The 15,949-nt window shown below is 67.2% G+C and carries 19 protein-coding genes; 5 read left to right on the forward strand and 14 right to left on the reverse strand.

Translation table 11 applies throughout. The annotated features are described in order from the left end of the window. Positions 1–100: 100 nt before the first annotated feature. Positions 101–442 carry a hypothetical protein gene (locus FHW81_RS10545; protein ID WP_003095507.1) on the reverse strand — a complete coding sequence of 114 codons (342 nt, stop codon included), beginning with the start codon at positions 440–442 and terminating at the stop codon, positions 101–103. Positions 443–717: 275 nt separating this feature from the next. After that, positions 718–1,251: a ferritin-like domain-containing protein gene (locus tag FHW81_RS10550; protein ID WP_003095503.1), complete on the reverse strand. Its 534-nt coding sequence runs from the start codon at positions 1,249–1,251 to the stop codon at positions 718–720. A gap of 295 nt (positions 1,252–1,546) precedes the next feature. Between FHW81_RS10550 and FHW81_RS10555 the strand changes: the two genes are divergently transcribed. After that, positions 1,547–3,616 carry an AsmA family protein gene (locus tag FHW81_RS10555; RefSeq protein WP_019372213.1) on the forward strand — a complete coding sequence of 690 codons (2,070 nt, stop codon included), beginning with the start codon at positions 1,547–1,549 and terminating at the stop codon, positions 3,614–3,616. Position 3,617: 1 nt separating this feature from the next. Here the strand turns inward: FHW81_RS10555 and brlR are convergent, their stop codons facing one another. Further along, on the reverse strand, positions 3,618–4,430 hold the full coding sequence (brlR, locus tag FHW81_RS10560) for a c-di-GMP-binding multidrug transporter transcriptional regulator BrlR (RefSeq protein WP_003095496.1): 813 nt from the start codon (positions 4,428–4,430) through the stop codon (positions 3,618–3,620). 146 nt (positions 4,431–4,576) lie between these two features. Here brlR and FHW81_RS10565 point away from each other — a divergent pair, with 146 nt between their 5' ends. Beyond that, on the forward strand, positions 4,577–4,984 hold the full coding sequence (locus FHW81_RS10565; protein WP_003095492.1) for a Rho termination factor N-terminal domain-containing protein: 408 nt from the start codon (positions 4,577–4,579) through the stop codon (positions 4,982–4,984). Between the two features lie 43 nt (positions 4,985–5,027). Here the strand turns inward: FHW81_RS10565 and osmE are convergent, their stop codons facing one another. Both osmE and FHW81_RS10575 read right to left on the reverse strand, forming a co-directional pair. Next, positions 5,028–5,372 (reverse strand): osmotically-inducible lipoprotein OsmE, encoded by a 345-nt coding sequence (osmE, locus tag FHW81_RS10570; protein WP_003095488.1) that lies wholly within the window; start codon positions 5,370–5,372, stop codon positions 5,028–5,030. 88 nt (positions 5,373–5,460) lie between these two features. Next, positions 5,461–6,000 (reverse strand): MOSC domain-containing protein, encoded by a 540-nt coding sequence (locus FHW81_RS10575; RefSeq protein ID WP_003095483.1) that lies wholly within the window; start codon positions 5,998–6,000, stop codon positions 5,461–5,463. Between the two features lie 154 nt (positions 6,001–6,154). Between FHW81_RS10575 and FHW81_RS10580 the strand changes: the two genes are divergently transcribed. After that, positions 6,155–6,571 (forward strand): PsiF family protein, encoded by a 417-nt coding sequence (locus FHW81_RS10580; protein WP_003095479.1) that lies wholly within the window; start codon positions 6,155–6,157, stop codon positions 6,569–6,571. A 174-nt stretch (positions 6,572–6,745) separates the two neighbouring features. Here the strand turns inward: FHW81_RS10580 and FHW81_RS10585 are convergent, their stop codons facing one another. Continuing rightward, on the reverse strand, positions 6,746–8,011 hold the full coding sequence (locus tag FHW81_RS10585; protein WP_003095476.1) for an Hsp70 family protein: 1,266 nt from the start codon (positions 8,009–8,011) through the stop codon (positions 6,746–6,748). A 207-nt stretch (positions 8,012–8,218) separates the two neighbouring features. Between FHW81_RS10585 and FHW81_RS10590 the strand changes: the two genes are divergently transcribed. Further along, entirely contained in the window at positions 8,219–9,082 is an 864-nt protein-coding gene (locus FHW81_RS10590; protein ID WP_003135385.1) for an isocitrate lyase/PEP mutase family protein, read from the forward strand. Positions 9,083–9,173: 91 nt separating this feature from the next. Here the strand turns inward: FHW81_RS10590 and FHW81_RS10595 are convergent, their stop codons facing one another. Beyond that, positions 9,174–9,788 (reverse strand): hypothetical protein, encoded by a 615-nt coding sequence (locus FHW81_RS10595; protein ID WP_003121124.1) that lies wholly within the window; start codon positions 9,786–9,788, stop codon positions 9,174–9,176. A 125-nt stretch (positions 9,789–9,913) separates the two neighbouring features. Here FHW81_RS10595 and FHW81_RS10600 point away from each other — a divergent pair, with 125 nt between their 5' ends. Continuing rightward, a complete protein-coding gene (locus tag FHW81_RS10600; RefSeq protein WP_003099395.1) occupies positions 9,914–10,180 on the forward strand; it encodes a DksA/TraR family C4-type zinc finger protein in 267 nt (88 codons plus the stop codon). A gap of 9 nt (positions 10,181–10,189) precedes the next feature. Here FHW81_RS10600 and FHW81_RS10605 read toward each other — a convergent pair whose 3' ends face one another. The 7 genes from FHW81_RS10605 to FHW81_RS10635 all read right to left on the reverse strand — a co-directional run bounded on the left by FHW81_RS10605 (position 10,190) and on the right by FHW81_RS10635 (position 15,895). Further along, positions 10,190–11,557, reverse strand: a complete 1,368-nt coding sequence (locus FHW81_RS10605; protein ID WP_003095457.1) for a hypothetical protein — start codon at positions 11,555–11,557, stop codon at positions 10,190–10,192. Positions 11,558–11,675: 118 nt separating this feature from the next. Further along, the gene (ureC, locus tag FHW81_RS10610) at positions 11,676–13,376 is read right to left on the reverse strand and encodes an urease subunit alpha (protein ID WP_003099392.1); all 1,701 of its coding nucleotides are present in this window, start codon (positions 13,374–13,376) and stop codon (positions 11,676–11,678) included. 62 nt (positions 13,377–13,438) lie between these two features. After that, positions 13,439–13,744: an urease subunit beta gene (locus tag FHW81_RS10615; protein ID WP_003095450.1), complete on the reverse strand. Its 306-nt coding sequence runs from the start codon at positions 13,742–13,744 to the stop codon at positions 13,439–13,441. A 16-nt stretch (positions 13,745–13,760) separates the two neighbouring features. Further along, positions 13,761–14,279, reverse strand: a complete 519-nt coding sequence (locus FHW81_RS10620) for an L-methionine sulfoximine N-acetyltransferase (protein ID WP_003099390.1) — start codon at positions 14,277–14,279, stop codon at positions 13,761–13,763. An 8-nt stretch (positions 14,280–14,287) separates the two neighbouring features. Further along, a complete protein-coding gene (locus tag FHW81_RS10625) occupies positions 14,288–14,590 on the reverse strand; it encodes an urease subunit gamma (RefSeq protein WP_003099389.1) in 303 nt (100 codons plus the stop codon). 1 nt (position 14,591) lies between these two features. Further along, on the reverse strand, positions 14,592–15,434 hold the full coding sequence (locus tag FHW81_RS10630) for an urease accessory protein UreD (protein ID WP_106120546.1): 843 nt from the start codon (positions 15,432–15,434) through the stop codon (positions 14,592–14,594). A gap of 8 nt (positions 15,435–15,442) precedes the next feature. Beyond that, positions 15,443–15,895: a GNAT family N-acetyltransferase gene (locus FHW81_RS10635; protein WP_003095437.1), complete on the reverse strand. Its 453-nt coding sequence runs from the start codon at positions 15,893–15,895 to the stop codon at positions 15,443–15,445. Between the last annotated feature and the right edge of the window lie 54 nt (positions 15,896–15,949).

Genomic DNA, 15,949 nt, shown 5'->3' on the forward strand with positions numbered 1-15,949 from the left:
GGCTTGCCTCGGGCCATGCGCCCAGCGCGACAGGGATGGGAAAATAGGAAAGCCCGGCATCGAGCCGGGCTTTTCTCGCGCCTTGCGGCGTAACGAGCGGTCAGGCGGTGCGCAGGTCGAAACGGCTCATGCTGCGATGCAGGCGGTCCACGGTCTGTTCGCTGCCGTTGTCGGCCAGGCGGGCTTCGGCCTTGGTCATGTCCTTGTGCAGGCGGTCGACGGTCTGCTCGCTGCCGTTGTCGGCCAGGCGGGCTTCGGCCTTGGTCATGTCCTTGTGCAGGCGGTCGATGGTCTGCTCGCTGCCGTTGTCGGCGATGCGCAGTTCGACGCTGGACATGTCCTGGTGCAGCCGGTCGATGGTGCGGCTGGAGCCATCGGCGGCGAAGGCGGCGTTGGCGGTCAGGGTGGCGAGGGCGAGGCCGAGGATCAGGGAAGCTTTCATGACGGTGACTCCGAGTGGGTTGTCGATTGCGTTGGAGTCATTTTCAGTTCGGATAAGTCGATTTAAAAACGAAGTGCGATGATAGTGTCTATCGACATGGGTGATTATGTATTTTCTTATTATTTATCAGTAAGTTAGTTGATTATTTTTGTGATGTCGAAGATTTCTTAAAGGATAGTTAGCTTTTCTCTATTTAATCGATAAATTGGATAAATAAGGCGAAAAGAAAAGCCGGCGCTGCGGGCGCCGGCTCTCGGACGGGTCTTGCTCTGGAGTCAGGCGAGGTCGTCGAGGATGTCGGCCATGTCGTCCGCGTGTTCTTCTTCCTGGGCCAGGATTTCCTCGAAAATGCGTCGGGTGGTGGGGTCGTCGTTACCGAGGTAGGTGATGATCTCGCGATAGCTGTCGATGGCGATGCGCTCGGCGATCAGGTTCTCGGTGACCATGTCCTTCAGGGTCTTGCCTTCGACGTATTCGGCATGGGAGCGCTCCTCCAGGCCGCGCGGATTGAAGTCCGGCTCGCCGCCCAGTTGCATGATGCGCTCGGCCAACTGGTCGGCATGCTGCATTTCCTGGTTGGCGTGCTCGAGGAACTCGGCGGCGGCGATGCTCGCCTTAAGGCCGGTGGCCATGAAGTAGTGGCGCTTGTAGCGCAGGAAGCAGACCAACTCGGTGGCGAGCGCTTCGTTGAGCAGGCGCAGGACGGTCTGGCGATCGGCCGAATAGCCTTCGGTGACCGCGCCTTCCTGGATGTTCTTGCGGGCACGGTCGCGAAGGGTCTGGACGTCCGTCAGTTGAACGGTGGTCATCGGTTTTCTCCTTGAGGCTGATCCGGTGAAAAGGGCCGGCTCTGCGGCCGGCTTTTTCTGCTTACCTAAGGTGTGAGTCCCGCGCGGTCGAAAAAGTTTTATCGACCCGCCGCCGAACTGGCCTTTTGCCTGAAATGCGTGGGACGGGGAGCAATGCCGGCGTTTCGCCGGTCCTAACGGAACGGGCCGGCGTATTCGCGCTGGCGAGTCCATGGGCCAGCCTGCACACTGACGGGCTGAGCGAGGCGCGCTGCCGCGCCTGCCCGACAACCGACGCGGCGAAAAGGAGTTGTGCATGACGCGCGGCCGAAAGATCCTGACCTGGAGCCTCGCCAGCCTGGTCCTGCTGCTGGCGGCGTTGGTGGTGTTCATCGCCACCTTCGACTGGAACCTGATCAAGCCCACCCTCAACGAAAAGGTCTCGGCGGCGCTGAACCGCCCGTTCGCCATCAACGGCAACCTCGCCGTGGCCTGGCGCCGCGAGGAGGGCGAGGAAGGCTGGCGCGCCTGGATCCCCTGGCCGCGCTTCAGCGCCGAGGACATCACCCTCGGCAACCCGGAGTGGACGGCGGGCAAGACCAAGGCGAGCGAGTTCGCCAGCCTGGAACGCATCGAATTCCGCCTCGCGCCGTTGCCGTTGCTCTGGCAGACCATCCGCATTCCACAGATCAAGCTGACCCAGCCGCGCGCCGACCTCCTGCGCCTGGCCGACGGCCGCGCCAACTGGGATTTCGACCTGCCTGCCAGCGACAGCGACGAGCCGTCCGCCTGGCAACTGGACATCCGCGAGATCGGTTTCGACAAGGGTAGCGTCAGCCTCGACGACCAGCGTTTGAAGACCCGCCTGGAAGTGCTGGTCGACCCGCTCGGCAAGCCGGTGCCGTTCGGCCAGTTGGCCGGCAAGGCGCTGGCCACGGGCGATGCGGCGGACGCCCAGGACTATGTGTTCGGCTGGAAGGTCAAGGGCACCTACAAGGGCCAGGCTCTGGCCGGCTCGGGCAAGGTCGGCGGGATGCTGGCGTTGCAGGATGCGAGCAAGCCCTTCCCGCTACAGGCCGAGGTCAGTGCCGGCAGCACCCGTGCCGCGGTGGTCGGCACCCTGACCGACCCGCTCAACCTCGGCGCCCTCGACCTGCGCCTGAAGCTGTCCGGGACCAGCATGGCCAATCTCTATCCGCTGACCGGCATCACCCTGCCGGACACTCCGGCCTACTCCACCGACGGACACCTGCTGGCGCGGCTCAAGGAGGAGGGCGGCGCACTGTTCCGCTACGAGAACTTCAACGGCAAGGTCGGCGCCAGCGACCTGCACGGCAGCCTGACCTTCGTCGCTCGCCAGCCTAGGCCGAAGCTGTCCGGCAAGCTGACCTCCGAGCAACTGCGCTTCGCCGACCTCGGCCCGCTGATCGGCGCCGACAGCAATGCCGAAAAACAGAAGCGCGGGCAGACCAGCCGCCAGCCGGGCGACAAGGTGCTGCCGGTGGAGGAATTCCGTACCGAGCGCTGGCGCGACATGGACGCCGACGTGGAATTCACCGGCAAGCGTATCGTCCACAGCGACCAGTTGCCGATCAGCGACCTCTATACCCATCTGGTGCTCAACGACGGCCTGCTGCGCCTGGAGCCCCTGCGCTTCGGCGTGGCCGGCGGCAAGCTGGAGTCGGACATCCGCCTGGACGGCGGCAAGCAGCCGATGCAGAGCCGAGTGAAGATGAGCGCGCGGGGCTTCAAGCTGAAACAGTTGTTCCCCGGCTTCGCGCCGATGCAGACCAGCTTCGGCGAGCTGAACGGCGACGCCAGTCTCAGCGGCAGCGGCAATTCGGTGGCGAAGATCCTCGGTGGCGCCGATGGCGAACTGAAGATGCTGATCAACGACGGTGCGATCAGCAAAGGCCTGACCGAAATCGCCGGCCTCAATGTCGGAAACTACCTGGTGACCAAGCTGTTCGGCGACGACGAGGTGAAGATCAACTGCGCGGCCGCCGACTTCGGCCTGCAGAAGGGCCTGATGACCAGCCGGCTGTTCGTCTTCGACACCGAGAACGCGCTGGTCAACGTCGACGGCACGGTGAACTTCGCCAACGAGAAGCTCGATCTCGATGTCACCCCGCACAGCAAGGGCTTGCGGATCTTCTCGCTGCGCTCGCCGCTGTACGTGCGCGGCACCTTCGCCAAGCCCGACGCCGGGGTCCATGCCGGGCCGCTGGTGGCGCGCGGCGCGGGAATGATAGCCCTCGGCGTGACGGTGGGCCCGGCGGCCAGCCTGCTGGCGCTGGTGGCGCCGAGCAAAAGCGACGACAACCAGTGCACCGCGCTGCTGCAGCGCATGCGCTTGCCAGCCAAGGTGCCGGCCGGCAAGCGCTGATTCAGTAGATGGGGATATACAGGTCGACTTGCGAGTTCGGATCCAGCGGTCCGCGGAAACGCTGGTCGTAGTATTCGAAGTCGACCCCCGCCTTGGGCTCCAGGCCGCGTTCGGCGAGCAGGTGGCTGTAGATCGCCTGGAAGCTCTCGGCGATCTGCGGCGCCGTGCCCTTGTGGGTGAACACCGCGTACTTCTGCGCTGGCACCTGGAAGCGCACCATGCCCTCCGGCACCGGCCAGCCCTCCTGCACCTCGAAGCCGGCGACGTAGTGGAATTCGCCGTTGGGCTGCTGCGCGCAGATGCCATAGGAGACCTCGGGATCGTGCTTGCCGGCGATCTCGTGCTCGCGCGGGATGAAGCGTTCCCAGAGCTGGCCGATGGTGTCGCCGGGGGCGCTGCCGAAGTATTCCATGCCCACCACGCTGAAGGCGGGACGTTCGACGATTCGTGCATGCATGTTGCGGATCCTCCAGTGGGCGAGCGTCGCCAGGGTTCGGTCGAGTTCCGCCAGCAGGCGCTGGCGGGCGCTGATCTCTTCGCGCAGGGTGTGCTGGTGTCGTTGCAGGAAATGCCGCAGGCGTTGCGGGTCGTCCAGCGCGCCATCGCGTTTCAGGCGGTCGATGGCTTCCAGCGGAACGTCCAGCCGGCGCAGCGCGAGTATGCGCGAGAGCTGCTCGATCTGTTCCGGCTGGTAGTAGCGGTAGCCGTTGTCGCTACCGGTGCGCGCGGGGACGAACAGGCCGATGGCATCGTAGTGGCGAAGCGTCTTGGTGGAGATCTCGAAGATTCGCGCCAGTTGGCCGATGGTGAGCATTTCCGGTTCCTGCTGCGGGATACCGGCAGACTACGGATTGCCCCTGGGGCAAGGTCAAGGGGTTTGTGCCGGTGCGCACTTTCTCTGAACGTCCGTCGTCGCCTCCCGGTCCCAACAGTGAACCCATCGCAAAGGGAGATATCCCCATGCCCCGTGGCGACAAGAGCAAGTACAGCGACAAGCAGCAGCGCAAGGCCGAGCACATCGAGGAGAGCTACAAGGCCAAGGGTGTGAGCGAATCGGAAGCCGAGGCGCGCGCCTGGGCGACGGTGAACAAGCAGTCCGGCGGCGGCGAGCGCAAGGGCGGTTCCGGCCGCGCCAAGAGCGAGACGGCCAAGCGCGCCGACCGCAAGGACTCGGCCCATCGCGCCGCCCAGGCCCGCTCAGGGAGACCGGCCAACCGCGGCTCGGCGAGCCGTGGCAAACGTCAAGGCAGTACCTCGGTGAGCGAGATGACCCGCGAGGAATTGATGCAGCTGGCGCGCAAGCGCGACATCCGCGGTCGTTCGACGATGCGCAAGGCCGAACTGATCGAGGCCCTGTCCCGGGCCTGAACGCAGACGCCCCGCCTCCGTAAGGAAGCGGGGCGTCGAGCCGTCAGGGGCGGGCGTCGCGCTCGTGGCGGTCCAGCTCGGAGCAGCTCAGGAAGCCCGAGCCGTCGACCTTGCCGCTGCCGTCGAAACTGACGTAGAACGGCTGCTGCTGGCCGTCCTTGTTGAGGATGTAGCTGTTGCAGCTCCCCGGTTTCATCAGGCGCTTCTGGGTGCCGGAAGGCGTGCCGCCGATGCGCAGGACTTCCTGCTGGCTCATGCCTTTCTCGACATCCTTGACCAGCGGTTCGTTGCGGAAGGTGATGTAGTTGACCGGGTTCTGCACCTTGGTCGACGCGCAGCCGGCCAGGGTTGCCATCACGAACAGTGCCGCCAGTGACTGCTTGTACATGCTGTGACTCCTTGTGGTTGAGCGGTGCTTGCCAACATTGGAACGCAGGCCCTCGCGCAGAGTTCGCCCGGAATCGCGGCGGATTGCCTCAGACCTTCTCCAGGGCCCGGTGCGGCAAGGGGGGCAGCTGGATATCGATGGCGTCGCCGGGGCGAACCTCGCCGTCTTCCAGGACGATCGCCATCACCCCGGCCTTGCGAATCAGGTTGCCCTGTTCGTCGCGGCCGAGCACGGCGGCGGTCAGTCCGGGCTGGTAGTTGTCCAGCTGCGAGCAGGGATTGCGCAGGCCGGTCAGCTCGACCAGGGCGCTTTCCCCCAGGCGCAGGCGGGTGCCGGTGGGCAGGCCGAGCAGGTCGACGCCACGGGTGGTGATGTTCTCGCCCATGGTCCCCGGGCCGATGGCGAAGCCGCTGGCGCGTAGCTCGTCGTGCAGTTCCTCGTGGATCAGGTGGACCTGGCGCAGGTTCGGCTGGGTCGGGTCCTGCCGCACCCGCGAGCGGTGCTTCACGGTGACGCCGTGGTGGGCGTCGCCCTCGACGCCGAGACCTTTCAGGAGGCGGATGGCGGGACGCACCTGCTTGCTGAACGCGTGGGTGGCGCAGAGGCTCACCGCGATGACCTGTTGCATGGAACTCCTCCTCGTGCGAGGCGTCAGTCTAGCCGCGAAACATGACGCTTGTCGCAAGCGCACAGGACGCGTTCCCAGCCCCTGCAAAGCCCGCCGCAGTCGCTAGACTTCAGCGCACCTGCATGCGAACGTGCAGCCCTTCAAGGAGAGTTCGATGAATATCCTGCGTATCCCGATGTTCGTATTGGCCATGGCCGTCTCGGCCCATGGTTTCGCTGCCACCGCGCAGCAGGAGAAGATGACCGCCTGCAACGCCGAGGCCACCACCAAGGCGCTCAAGGGCGACGAACGCAAGGCGTTCATGAGCGGCTGCCTGAAGGCCGGCGCGCCTGCCGGCGGCAAGGCCACCGCCCAGCAGGAGAAGATGAAGAGCTGCAACGCCGACGCCAGTGCCAAGTCGCTCAAGGGCGACGAACGCAAGGCGTTCATGAGCAGTTGCCTGAAGGCCGGCGGCAGCGCCAAGGCGGCGACCCAGCAGGAGAAGATGAAGACCTGCAACGCCGATGCCACCGCCAAGGCGCTCAAGGGCGACGAACGCAAGGCGTTCATGAGCACCTGCCTGAAGAAGTGAGCCCCACCCTCGTCGGGCTCGGTGTGGCGGCGGATAACGCCTGTGGCGCTATCCGCCCTGCGGACGGGTGTGGCGTGGTCTTGGCGTAGGGCGAATAACCGCTCGCGGTTATCCGCCATGGCGGGCCCGGTGTGACCTTATCCCCCTATAGGGCAGGGGCGCGGCCAGGGCGGCTCAGCCGTAGCGCTTCTTCGCCTCGATGGCCAGGCCACTGCCGATGCTGCCGAACAGGTTGCCCTCGACATGACGGGCGTTGGGCAGCATCGCCGAGACGCTCCGGCGCAGCGCCGGAATGCCGCTCGAACCGCCGGTGAAGAACACCGTGTCGACCCGGTCCGGGTCGACCCCGGCCGAGGCCAGCAGTTGCGCGACGCTGTTGCGCACGCGCTCCAGCAGTCCGTCGACGGCGTTCTCGAACAGCCCACGGGTCAGCTCCACGCCGAGCCCGGCCTCGATGCGCTCCAGCGAGAGGTGCAGGCGCTCGGTTTCGGTCAGGCGGATCTTGCTGTCTTCCACCTGCATCGCCAGCCAGTGCCCGGCGCGTTCCTCGATGAGCCTGAAGAGGCGGTCGATGCCGGTGCTGTCGACGATGTCGTAGCGCATGTTCTTCAGCGCCAATTGCGACTTCTGCGCGTACACCGCGTTGATGGTGTGCCAGGTGGCCAGGTTCAGGTGGTAGCTGGTGGGCATGAAGGCGTCGCTCTTCATCCGGCTGCCGTAGCCGAACAGCGGCATCACGCCTTCCAGGCTGAGCTGCTTGTCGAAGTCGGTACCGCCGATGTGCACGCCGCCGGTGGCCAGGATGTCGTCCTGGCGCTCGGCCAGGTTGCGCCGCTCCGGCGCCAGGCGCACCAGGGAGAAGTCCGAGGTGCCGCCGCCGATGTCGACGATCAGGACCAGTTCCTCGCGCTGGATGCCGCGCTCGTAGTCGAAGGCCGCGGCGATCGGTTCGTACTGGAAGGAAACCTCCTTGAAGCCGAGCTTGTTGGCCACCTGCACCAGGGTGTCCTGGGCCTCGCGGTCGGCCTCCGGGTCGTCGTCGACGAAGAACACCGGGCGACCCAGCACCACCGCGTCGAAGGCTTGCCCGGCGGCGGCCTCGCCGCGCGCCTTGAGCTGGCCGATGAACAGGCCGAGCAGGTCCTTGAACGGCAGGGCGCTGCCGAGCACGGTGGTCTCGCTCTTCAGCAGCTTGGAGCCCAGCAGGCTCTTCAGCGAGCGCATCAGCCGGCCCTCGTAGCCCTCCAGGTACTCGCCGAGCGCCTGGCGGCCGTAGACCGGGCGGCGCTCCTCGACGTTGAAGAACACCACCGAGGGCAGGGTGATCTTGCCGTCCTCCAGCTCGATCAGCGGTTCGACCTCCGGCCGCCACCAGCCGACGGTGGAGTTGGAGGTGCCAAAATCGATGCCCAGGGCGCGGGCGGCGGTGCTCGGGTTCATGGCGCGAAACGGTCCGGGAAAAAAACGGCCGCGCAGTGTATGCGAGAGCGTCGCGGATTTCACCGCCGGCGATCGGCAGGAAGCGTCCTGGGACGTCCGTGCGGGCCGCCCCGACCTTTGTATACGGATTTGCCAAGGGGCCTGCGCATGGTGCTATGTTGGCGCTGCTTTCCCACTCCGTCTTGCCGTGTTGTCCTGGATTTCGTCATGCATAGAGCCTCACACCATGAGTTGCGTGCGATGTTTCGCGCGCTGTTGGACTCCTCCCGTTGCTACCACACCGCTTCCGTGTTCGATCCCATGTCGGCGCGCATCGCCGCCGACCTCGGCTTCGAGTGCGGCATCCTCGGCGGTTCGGTGGCTTCCCTGCAGGTCCTGGCGGCGCCGGACTTCGCCCTGATCACCCTCAGCGAATTCGTCGAGCAGGCCACCCGCATCGGCCGGGTGACGCGCCTGCCGGTGATCGCCGACGCCGACCACGGCTACGGCAACGCGCTGAACGTAATGCGTACGGTGGTCGAACTGGAGCGCGCCGGAATCGCCGCGCTGACCATCGAGGACACCCTGCTGCCGGCGCAGTTCGGGCGCAAGTCCACCGACCTGATCTGCGTCGAGGAAGGCGTCGGCAAGATCCGCGCGGCCCTGGAGGCGAGGGTCGACCCGGCGTTGACCATCATTGCCCGGACCAACGCCGAACTGATCGACGTCGATGCGGTGATCCAGCGCACCCTGGCCTACCAGGAAGCCGGCGCCGATGGTATCTGCCTGGTCGGCGTGCGCGACTTCGCCCACCTCGAGGCGATCGCCGAGCACCTGCACATCCCGCTGATGCTGGTCACCTACGGTAATCCGCAACTGCGCGACGACGCCCGCCTGGCGCGGCTCGGCGTGCGTGTCGTGGTCAACGGCCACGCCGCCTATTTCGCCGCGATCAAGGCGACCTACGACTGCCTGCGCGAGGAGCGCGGTGCGGTGGCCTCGGACCTGACCGCCTCGGAGCTGTCGAAGAAGTACACCTTCCCCGAGGAATACCAGGCCTGGGCCCGCGACTACATGGAAGTCAAAGAGTAGGCGACCTCAGGCCAGGCCCATGTTGCGCTGCCGCGCCTGCAGGTCGGCGGCGCCCGCCAATGCGCAGAAGGTCGCAGGGCGACAGTCTGGTTCAGGATCGCCCGGAGCGCTCGCGTCGCTTGCGTTCGCGGTAGGCGGCCTGGTTGGCCAGGCGCCGCTGCGCCGAACCGGGGCGGTTGGCCGACTGGGCGCGGTACAGGCGCTGGGCGTAGACCAGTTCCATGTAGCGTTGCATCGCCCGGCTGTTGAACAGCAGCCAGGCACAGGCGCCGCCGCCGAGGGCCACCAGGCCCGACGTCTCGCCGCTGGCCAGGCGCAGCAGGAGCCCGGTGGCGACCAGCAGCAGGCTGGCGTCGCGGGCCAGGCGCGGGCCGAGGCTGGCGCCACGGGAGAGCAGGGCGATCAGCCACAGCCAGGCCGCCAGCAGCGGCAGGGCGGAGAGCCAGCCCAGCGGCCGCAAAGGAGCCTCCGGCAATGCCAGGCGCAGCGCGGCAAGACCCAGCGGCGCGGCACCGAGCAGCAGCGCCAGGCTGCCGAGCAGCGGTGCGTAGAGACCGGGATGACGGCGCGGATACAGGCCGTGCAGTTGCCGGACGCTATAGCGGTCCTCCGGCGCCGGCAGAGCGAACGGATCGCCGGCGAGCGCGGCGTCGAGCTGGCGGCCCTGGTCGATCAGGTGGGCGAGGCGGCGGAACGGTCCCATCATGCGGTGTACCTCCAGGCTTGGCTGGCGATTGTGCCACGCCAGGCCGATGGTCGCGCCGCCCTTGCAAAGCCGCGGGCGAACGCCCATATCTGGAGGTTCCAGGGTTTCAGCCAGAGGAGTCAGTCATGGCCAGCGGGTGGGCGAACGACGGTGCGGTGCAGGAACAGATCGACAGCACGATCGAGGATGCCATCGCTCGTGCGCGCAGCCAGTTGCCTCGTGGCGAGAGCCTGACCCATTGCGAAGAGTGCGACGCGACTATCCCCGAAGCGCGGCGCCGAGCGATTCCCGGCGTGCGCCTGTGCGTCAACTGCCAGGCCGAGCACGACAGGGAACAGGCGAAGTTCAGCGGCTACAACCGCCGCGGCAGCAAGGACAGCCAGTTGCGCTGAAGGCCTGCCTCAGTTTTCCCGATAGCGTTCCTTCACCCATTGCTCCACCGGCGACAGGGTGCGCATTCCCACGCCCAGCGGATCGTCCATGTCATGCTGGCTGGAGGCGGTCCAGCGCGGGTCGATGAAGGACCAGGCCAGGCCCGCCGGGCCCTGGTCGCGGTAGGTACCGAAAACGTCGTTGAGGCCCAGCGGCTCCGCGTTGCGCAGCCATTGCCCGTTGAAGCTGTCGCCGTTGATGGTGCGGTCCGAGATCCAGCGACCGTCGTCGTAATGGAAAGCCATCACTCGCCAGCGATGCTCGCACCAGTGGCAGGCGTCGTCGTCGACGTAGAAGGCTTCGACGAAGATTTTCTTCCCGCCGATGTCGAGGAAGGTCGAGTAATCGTCGGTATGGCGCGGGGCTAGGCTCAGTCGGCTGCCGTCGCCGAGGTCGATGAAGCGATCGGGGGCGTAGGGCGAGCGCGGCGAAAGGCTCATCAGGACCCTGGCGTAGTCGTCCCGCTGCGGCGGGTCGGCGACCAGTGCCTGGCGCTCCGCGGCGGTCAGCGCGAAGCGCTCGCTGCCTCGGCCGACCACGTCTTCCAGCTGACGCTGGTCGCGTGGCAGGGTGCCGTCGAGGCCGGCGTACAGGTTGACCGCCTGGATGAACCGGGCGACGTCGATGTCGAGCATTTCCGGATAGCCGGAATGGGCGGTCAGCGCGCCGTCCTTCAGGTCGTAGATCACCGACCAGCGCGTCCCTCCCGAACCGCCGGCGTAGGACAGGTAGCCCAGGCGCAGTTCGTCGCGGCCGTCGCCGTCGTAGTCGGCGACTTCCAGTTGGCTGAGGCTGAACAGCTGGGGGAAGGCATAATCGGTTTCGAACTGCTCGCGCGGTTTCCGCTTCGCGTCCGGATCGAAGGGGACCAACTGGATCTTCCGGTATTCCCGGAGGCTCAGCTCGACCATGTTCTTCTGGATATCCAGGAACGGGGAGAGGTTGAGCAGCGAGGAGAGGAGGCCGGGTTCGGCGATGTAGAACACCTTCACCAGCGGCAGGTTGGTCCGTCCCTGGTTCCGCTCCAGGCGCTCGATGACCTGGTCGTCCATGGCGAAGGCCTTGCCGACGAAGCGCCGATTGCCGTAGGCGACCAGGAATTTCTCACCGAAGCCGAGCAGGTCGGCGCCCTTGATCTCCACCTCGTAGTCCGCCGGAAAGCGCGCGAGGATGGCTTGGCGCAGCATCACGTCCTTCTTGCTGATGGGAATCTCGCCGTACTGGTAGAGCTGGTAGGTCCAGTAGAGGAAGTAGCTCACCACGACGATGGCCGTTGCCTGGAAGGCCTTGGCCAGATACGGGGTGGAAGCGTTGCGGGACGATTGGCGGGAGGACATGGACGGACTGCCGGCGGCTACGGGTAGGCGCCATTGTCGCCGCTAGCGCCGACAAGCCAAGCTGTCCGAACGGAGCGGTCGACGTCCCGGCGTGGCGCCGGGACCCGTCGCGTGGGAATCAGAACAGGAAATAGCGCTGCGCCATCGGCAGCACGTCCGCCGGTTCGCACCAGAGCAACTGGCCGTCGGCGCGTACCTGGTAGTTCTGTGCGTCGACCTCGATGGTCGGCAGGTAGCCGTTGTGGATCAGGTCGGTCTTCTGCACACCGCGACAGCCGCTGACCACGCCGATGGCCTTGCGCAGGCCGAGCTGCTGCGGTACGCCGGCGGCGAAGGCGGCCTGGCTGACGAAGGTCAGGCTGGTCGCGTGACGGCTGCCGGCGTAGCTGGCGAACATCGGTCGGTAGTGCACCGGCTGCGGCGTGGGGATCGAGCCGTTGATGTCGCCCATCAGGCTGGCGGCGATGGCCCCGCCCTTGAGGATCAGGCTCGGCTTGACGCCGAAGAAGGCCGGGCGCCAGAGCACCAGGTCGGCCCACTTGCCGGCTTCGACGGAGCCCACTTCATGGCTGATGCCGTGGGTGATCGCCGGGTTGATGGTGTACTTGGCGATGTAGCGCCTGGCGCGGAAGTTGTCGTTGCGCGCACCGTCGCCGTCGAGGCGGCCGCGCTGGCGCTTCATCTTGTCGGCGGTCTGCCAGGTGCGCGTGATCACTTCGCCGACCCGGCCCATGGCCTGGCTGTCGGAGCTGATCATGCTGAACGCGCCGAGGTCGTGGAGGATGTCCTCGGCGGCGATGGTCTCGCGGCGGATGCGCGACTCGGCGAAGGCCACGTCCTCGGCGATGGCCGGGTCGAGGTGGTGGCAGACCATCAGCATGTCCAGGTGCTCGTCGATGGTATTGCGGGTGAACGGCCGTGTCGGGTTGGTCGAGCTGGGCAGCACGTTGGCGAAGCCGCAGGCCTTGATGATGTCCGGTGCGTGGCCGCCGCCGGCGCCCTCGGTGTGGTAGGTGTGGATGGTGCGGCCCTTGAAGGCGCCGAGGGTGGTCTCGACGAAGCCGGATTCGTTGAGGGTGTCGGTGTGGATCGCCACCTGGATGTCGTGGCGCTCGGCGACCTCCAGGCAGTTGTCGATCGCCGCCGGGGTGCTGCCCCAGTCCTCGTGCAGCTTCAGGCCGATGGCGCCGGCGAGCACCTGCTCCTCCAGCGGCAGCGGCAGGCTGGCGTTGCCCTTGCCGGTGAAGCCGATGTTCATCGGGAAGGCGTCGGCGGCCTGGAGCATCCGCGCCATGTGCCAGGGACCGGAGGTGCAGGTGGTGGCGTTGGTCCCGGCGGCGGGGCCGGTGCCGCCGCCGATCATGGTGGTGACCCCGCTCATCAGCGCCTCTTCGATCTGCTGCGGGCAGATGAAGTGGATGTGCGTGTCGATGCCGCCGGCGGTGAGGATCATGCCCTCGCCGGCGATCACCTCGGTGCCGGCGCCGATGGCGATGTTCACCCCGGGCTGGATGTCCGGGTTGCCGGCCTTGCCGATGGCCTGGATGCGCCCGTCCTTGAGACCGACGTCGGCCTTGACCACGCCCCAGTGGTCGAGGATCAGCGCATTGGTGATCACCGTGTCGACCACCTGCGCCGCGCCCAGCTGGCTCTGGCCCATGCCGTCGCGGATGACCTTGCCGCCGCCGAACTTCACTTCCTCGCCATAGACGGTGAAGTCCCGTTCCACCTCGATCCACAGGTCGGTGTCGGCCAGGCGCACGCGGTCGCCGACGGTGGGGCCGAACATGTCGGCGTAGGCTTGTCTGCTGATTTTCATCGAACGCTCCTTTGGCGATCGTCGGTGTTCGCTGTCTTTGGTCGAACCTGGCCAGTGGGGCCCTAGAGGTCCCCCATCACCCGCCCGGCAAAGCCGTATACCCGCCGTCCGCCGCCGATTTCCACCAGCTCCACCTCGCGGCTCTGCCCCGGTTCGAAGCGCACCGCGGTGCCGGCGGCGATGTTCAGGCGCATGCCACGGGTGGCCGGACGGTCGAAGGCGAGGGCGTCGTTGACCTCGAAGAAGTGGTAGTGCGAGCCGACCTGGATCGGCCGGTCGCCGGTGTTCGCCACGCTCAGGGCGAGGGTGCGGCGGCCGGCGTTGAGTTCGATATCGCCGGGCTGGATGTCGTATTCACCGGGGATCATGGGGGCTCCTTGGGGCTCAGGGCGCGCTGCGCGTCGGGTCGAGGTTCAGTTGCATGAAGGTCAGGTCGAGCCAGCGGCCGAACTTCTGGCCCACCTGCGGCATCTGCCCGCTGATCTCGAAGCCGAGGCGCCGGTGCAGGCCGATCGAGGCGGCATTGCCGCTTTCGATGGCGGCCACCATGACGTGCAGGCCCTGGGCCCGCGCACGTTCGATCAGCGCCTGCAGCAGTTGCACGCCGAGGCCTTTGCCGCGCTGGTCGTCGCGCACGTAGACGGAGTGCTCGACGGTGCCGCGGAAGCCCTCGAAGGGCCGCCAGTCGCCGTAGGAGGCGTAGCCGAGCACTTCGCCGGCGGCGTCGCTCGCCACCAGGATCGGGTAGCCCTGGCGGGCGCGGGTGTCGAACCAGGCCTGGCGGTTGGCCAGGTCCACCGGGGTTTCGTTCCAGATCGCCGTGGTATTGCCCACGGCGTCGTTGTAGATGGCGAGGATGCCGGGCAGGTCGGCGACGCCGGCGTCGCGGATCGAAGCGCTCATGGCCGGCCTCAGGCGATGGGCTGGTGGACGGTCACCAGCTTGGTGCCGTCGGGGAAGGTGGCCTCCACCTGGATGTCCGGGATCATCTCCGGCACGCCCTCCATCACCTGCTCGCGGTTCAGCAGGGTGGTGCCGTAGTGCATCAGCTCGGCGACGCTGCGGCCGTCGCGCGCGCCCTCCAGCAGGGCGGCGGAGATCAGCGCCACCGCCTCCGGGTAGTTCAGCTTGAGACCGCGTGCCAGCCGGCGCTCGGCGAGCAGGCCGGCGGTGAAGATCAGCAGCTTGTCTTTCTCGCGGGGGGACAAGTCCATCTCAGGTACTCCAGATGCGTGGGGGAACGGCCTCGCGGCCGAGCAGCGCCGGCCGCAGCAGGCGCCAGAGTTCGATCAGCCAGGCTCGCGCGTGCAGCGCCTCGTCGGCCAGGCAGCGCGCCACCAGCAGGCCGCCGGGCAACTGGCTGAGGTTGCCGCGGCCGGCGCAGGGGAGCGCGCGGCAGCGTTGCAGCAGGTCGGTGTCGATCTCGCCGCTGGCGACCAGGGTCGCCAGCACCGGATGCCCGGCGAGGCCGATCGGCGAGTCGAGCAGGCGGTCGCCGCCGTCGATGCGCTGGCGCTCGTGCCAGAGCAGGCGGTTGTCGCGACGGATGTCCAGGGCCGCGACGAAGTGGCCGCTGGCGAAGCGCTCGCCGCTGGCCGGGCGGCCGAGCGCGACCATGTCCCAGTAGAACAGGCGGGCGTCGCCGCGCAGCTGGATATGGGTTTCCAGTTCGGCCTGGGCGCCGGCGAAGACGATGCTTTCCTGCGGCAGCCATTCCAGGGTGGCGCCGGGCTCCAGGTGGATCTCCAGGGTCTGCCGCGCCGGGCAGGCGGCGCGGTACCACTTGGCCGCGCCGGGGCTGGTGAGCTGGGCCCAGGCGCGTTCGCCGAGGCGCACGTCGAAGGCCAGGCTGTCGCCGCCGGCGATGCCGCCGGGCGGATGCACGAGGATGTGCTGGCAGACTTCCGGGCCTTCGGCGTAGAGGTGCTTCTGCACCCGCAGCGGTCCGGCGTGGCGCCGCGTCACCGGGCGGGTGGCGTCGCCGGCGCGGGCGTAGGCCAGCTCCAGTTGGGCGTGCCAGGCGGGGTGGAAGCTCAGGTCGGGGAGGGCGGCGGTCATCGGTCGGGTCAGGCCAGGGCCTTGCGCATGAACACGCGGCGGAATCCCTCTTCCTGGCGGCGTTCGTATTCGAGGTAGCCGACCCTGGCGTAGAGCGCGATGTTTTCCGTCATCCGCTCATTGGTGTAGAGGTACAGCGAGCGGTAGCCGAGGCTCGTCGCGTCGCGCTCGGCACGCTCCAGCAGTTGTCGGCCGATGCCCTGGCCCTTGCATTCGGGAAGCACGGCGAGGTTGTCGACGAGGAAGCCGTCGGCGGTTTCCCGCGTCACCAGCAGGCCGACCGGCTGGCCGTCGTGCTCGGCGATGAGGACCCGGTCGCTGGCGATCACCTCGTGGTAGTCCTGGGTCATCGGCCAGGGCTTGCGGCCGATCACCGCGATCCACGGGGCATAGGCGGCGGCGACGCAGAGCGCGGCGAAGCCCGCGTCGGCCTGGACGGCCGGGCGCAGAGTGACGGTCATTTCGACCTCCTGCGGAAAGACGAGGGCATAGAGATTGCCAGCGCAGGCCCCGGT

The organism is Pseudomonas sp. RC10-4-2 (assembly GCF_050433085.1).
GTDB lineage: Bacteria > Pseudomonadota > Gammaproteobacteria > Pseudomonadales > Pseudomonadaceae > Pseudomonas > Pseudomonas aeruginosa.

Bases quoted from the DNA above. Each gene is read 5' to 3' on its own strand.
- FHW81_RS10635 (WP_003095437.1), bottom strand. From the start codon at position 15,895: ATGACCGTCACTCTGCGCCCGGCCGTCCAGGCCGACGCGGGCTTCGCC.
- FHW81_RS10590 (WP_003135385.1), top strand. From the start codon at position 8,219: ATGCATAGAGCCTCACACCATGAGTTGCGTGCGATGTTTCGCGCGCTG.
- brlR (WP_003095496.1), bottom strand. From the start codon at position 4,430: ATGCTCACCATCGGCCAACTGGCGCGAATCTTCGAGATCTCCACCAAG.
- FHW81_RS10625 (WP_003099389.1), bottom strand. From the start codon at position 14,590: ATGGACTTGTCCCCCCGCGAGAAAGACAAGCTGCTGATCTTCACCGCC.
- FHW81_RS10580 (WP_003095479.1), top strand. From the start codon at position 6,155: ATGAATATCCTGCGTATCCCGATGTTCGTATTGGCCATGGCCGTCTCG.
- FHW81_RS10630 (WP_106120546.1), bottom strand. From the start codon at position 15,434: ATGACCGCCGCCCTCCCCGACCTGAGCTTCCACCCCGCCTGGCACGCC.
- FHW81_RS10605 (WP_003095457.1), bottom strand. From the start codon at position 11,557: ATGTCCTCCCGCCAATCGTCCCGCAACGCTTCCACCCCGTATCTGGCC.
- osmE (WP_003095488.1), bottom strand. From the start codon at position 5,372: ATGTACAAGCAGTCACTGGCGGCACTGTTCGTGATGGCAACCCTGGCC.
- FHW81_RS10565 (WP_003095492.1), top strand. From the start codon at position 4,577: ATGCCCCGTGGCGACAAGAGCAAGTACAGCGACAAGCAGCAGCGCAAG.
- FHW81_RS10575 (WP_003095483.1), bottom strand. From the start codon at position 6,000: ATGCAACAGGTCATCGCGGTGAGCCTCTGCGCCACCCACGCGTTCAGC.
- FHW81_RS10550 (WP_003095503.1), bottom strand. From the start codon at position 1,251: ATGACCACCGTTCAACTGACGGACGTCCAGACCCTTCGCGACCGTGCC.
- FHW81_RS10615 (WP_003095450.1), bottom strand. From the start codon at position 13,744: ATGATCCCCGGTGAATACGACATCCAGCCCGGCGATATCGAACTCAAC.
- FHW81_RS10620 (WP_003099390.1), bottom strand. From the start codon at position 14,279: ATGAGCGCTTCGATCCGCGACGCCGGCGTCGCCGACCTGCCCGGCATC.
- FHW81_RS10595 (WP_003121124.1), bottom strand. From the start codon at position 9,788: ATGATGGGACCGTTCCGCCGCCTCGCCCACCTGATCGACCAGGGCCGC.
- FHW81_RS10600 (WP_003099395.1), top strand. From the start codon at position 9,914: ATGGCCAGCGGGTGGGCGAACGACGGTGCGGTGCAGGAACAGATCGAC.
- ureC (WP_003099392.1), bottom strand. From the start codon at position 13,376: ATGAAAATCAGCAGACAAGCCTACGCCGACATGTTCGGCCCCACCGTC.
- FHW81_RS10545 (WP_003095507.1), bottom strand. From the start codon at position 442: ATGAAAGCTTCCCTGATCCTCGGCCTCGCCCTCGCCACCCTGACCGCC.
- FHW81_RS10585 (WP_003095476.1), bottom strand. From the start codon at position 8,011: ATGAACCCGAGCACCGCCGCCCGCGCCCTGGGCATCGATTTTGGCACC.
- FHW81_RS10555 (WP_019372213.1), top strand. From the start codon at position 1,547: ATGACGCGCGGCCGAAAGATCCTGACCTGGAGCCTCGCCAGCCTGGTC.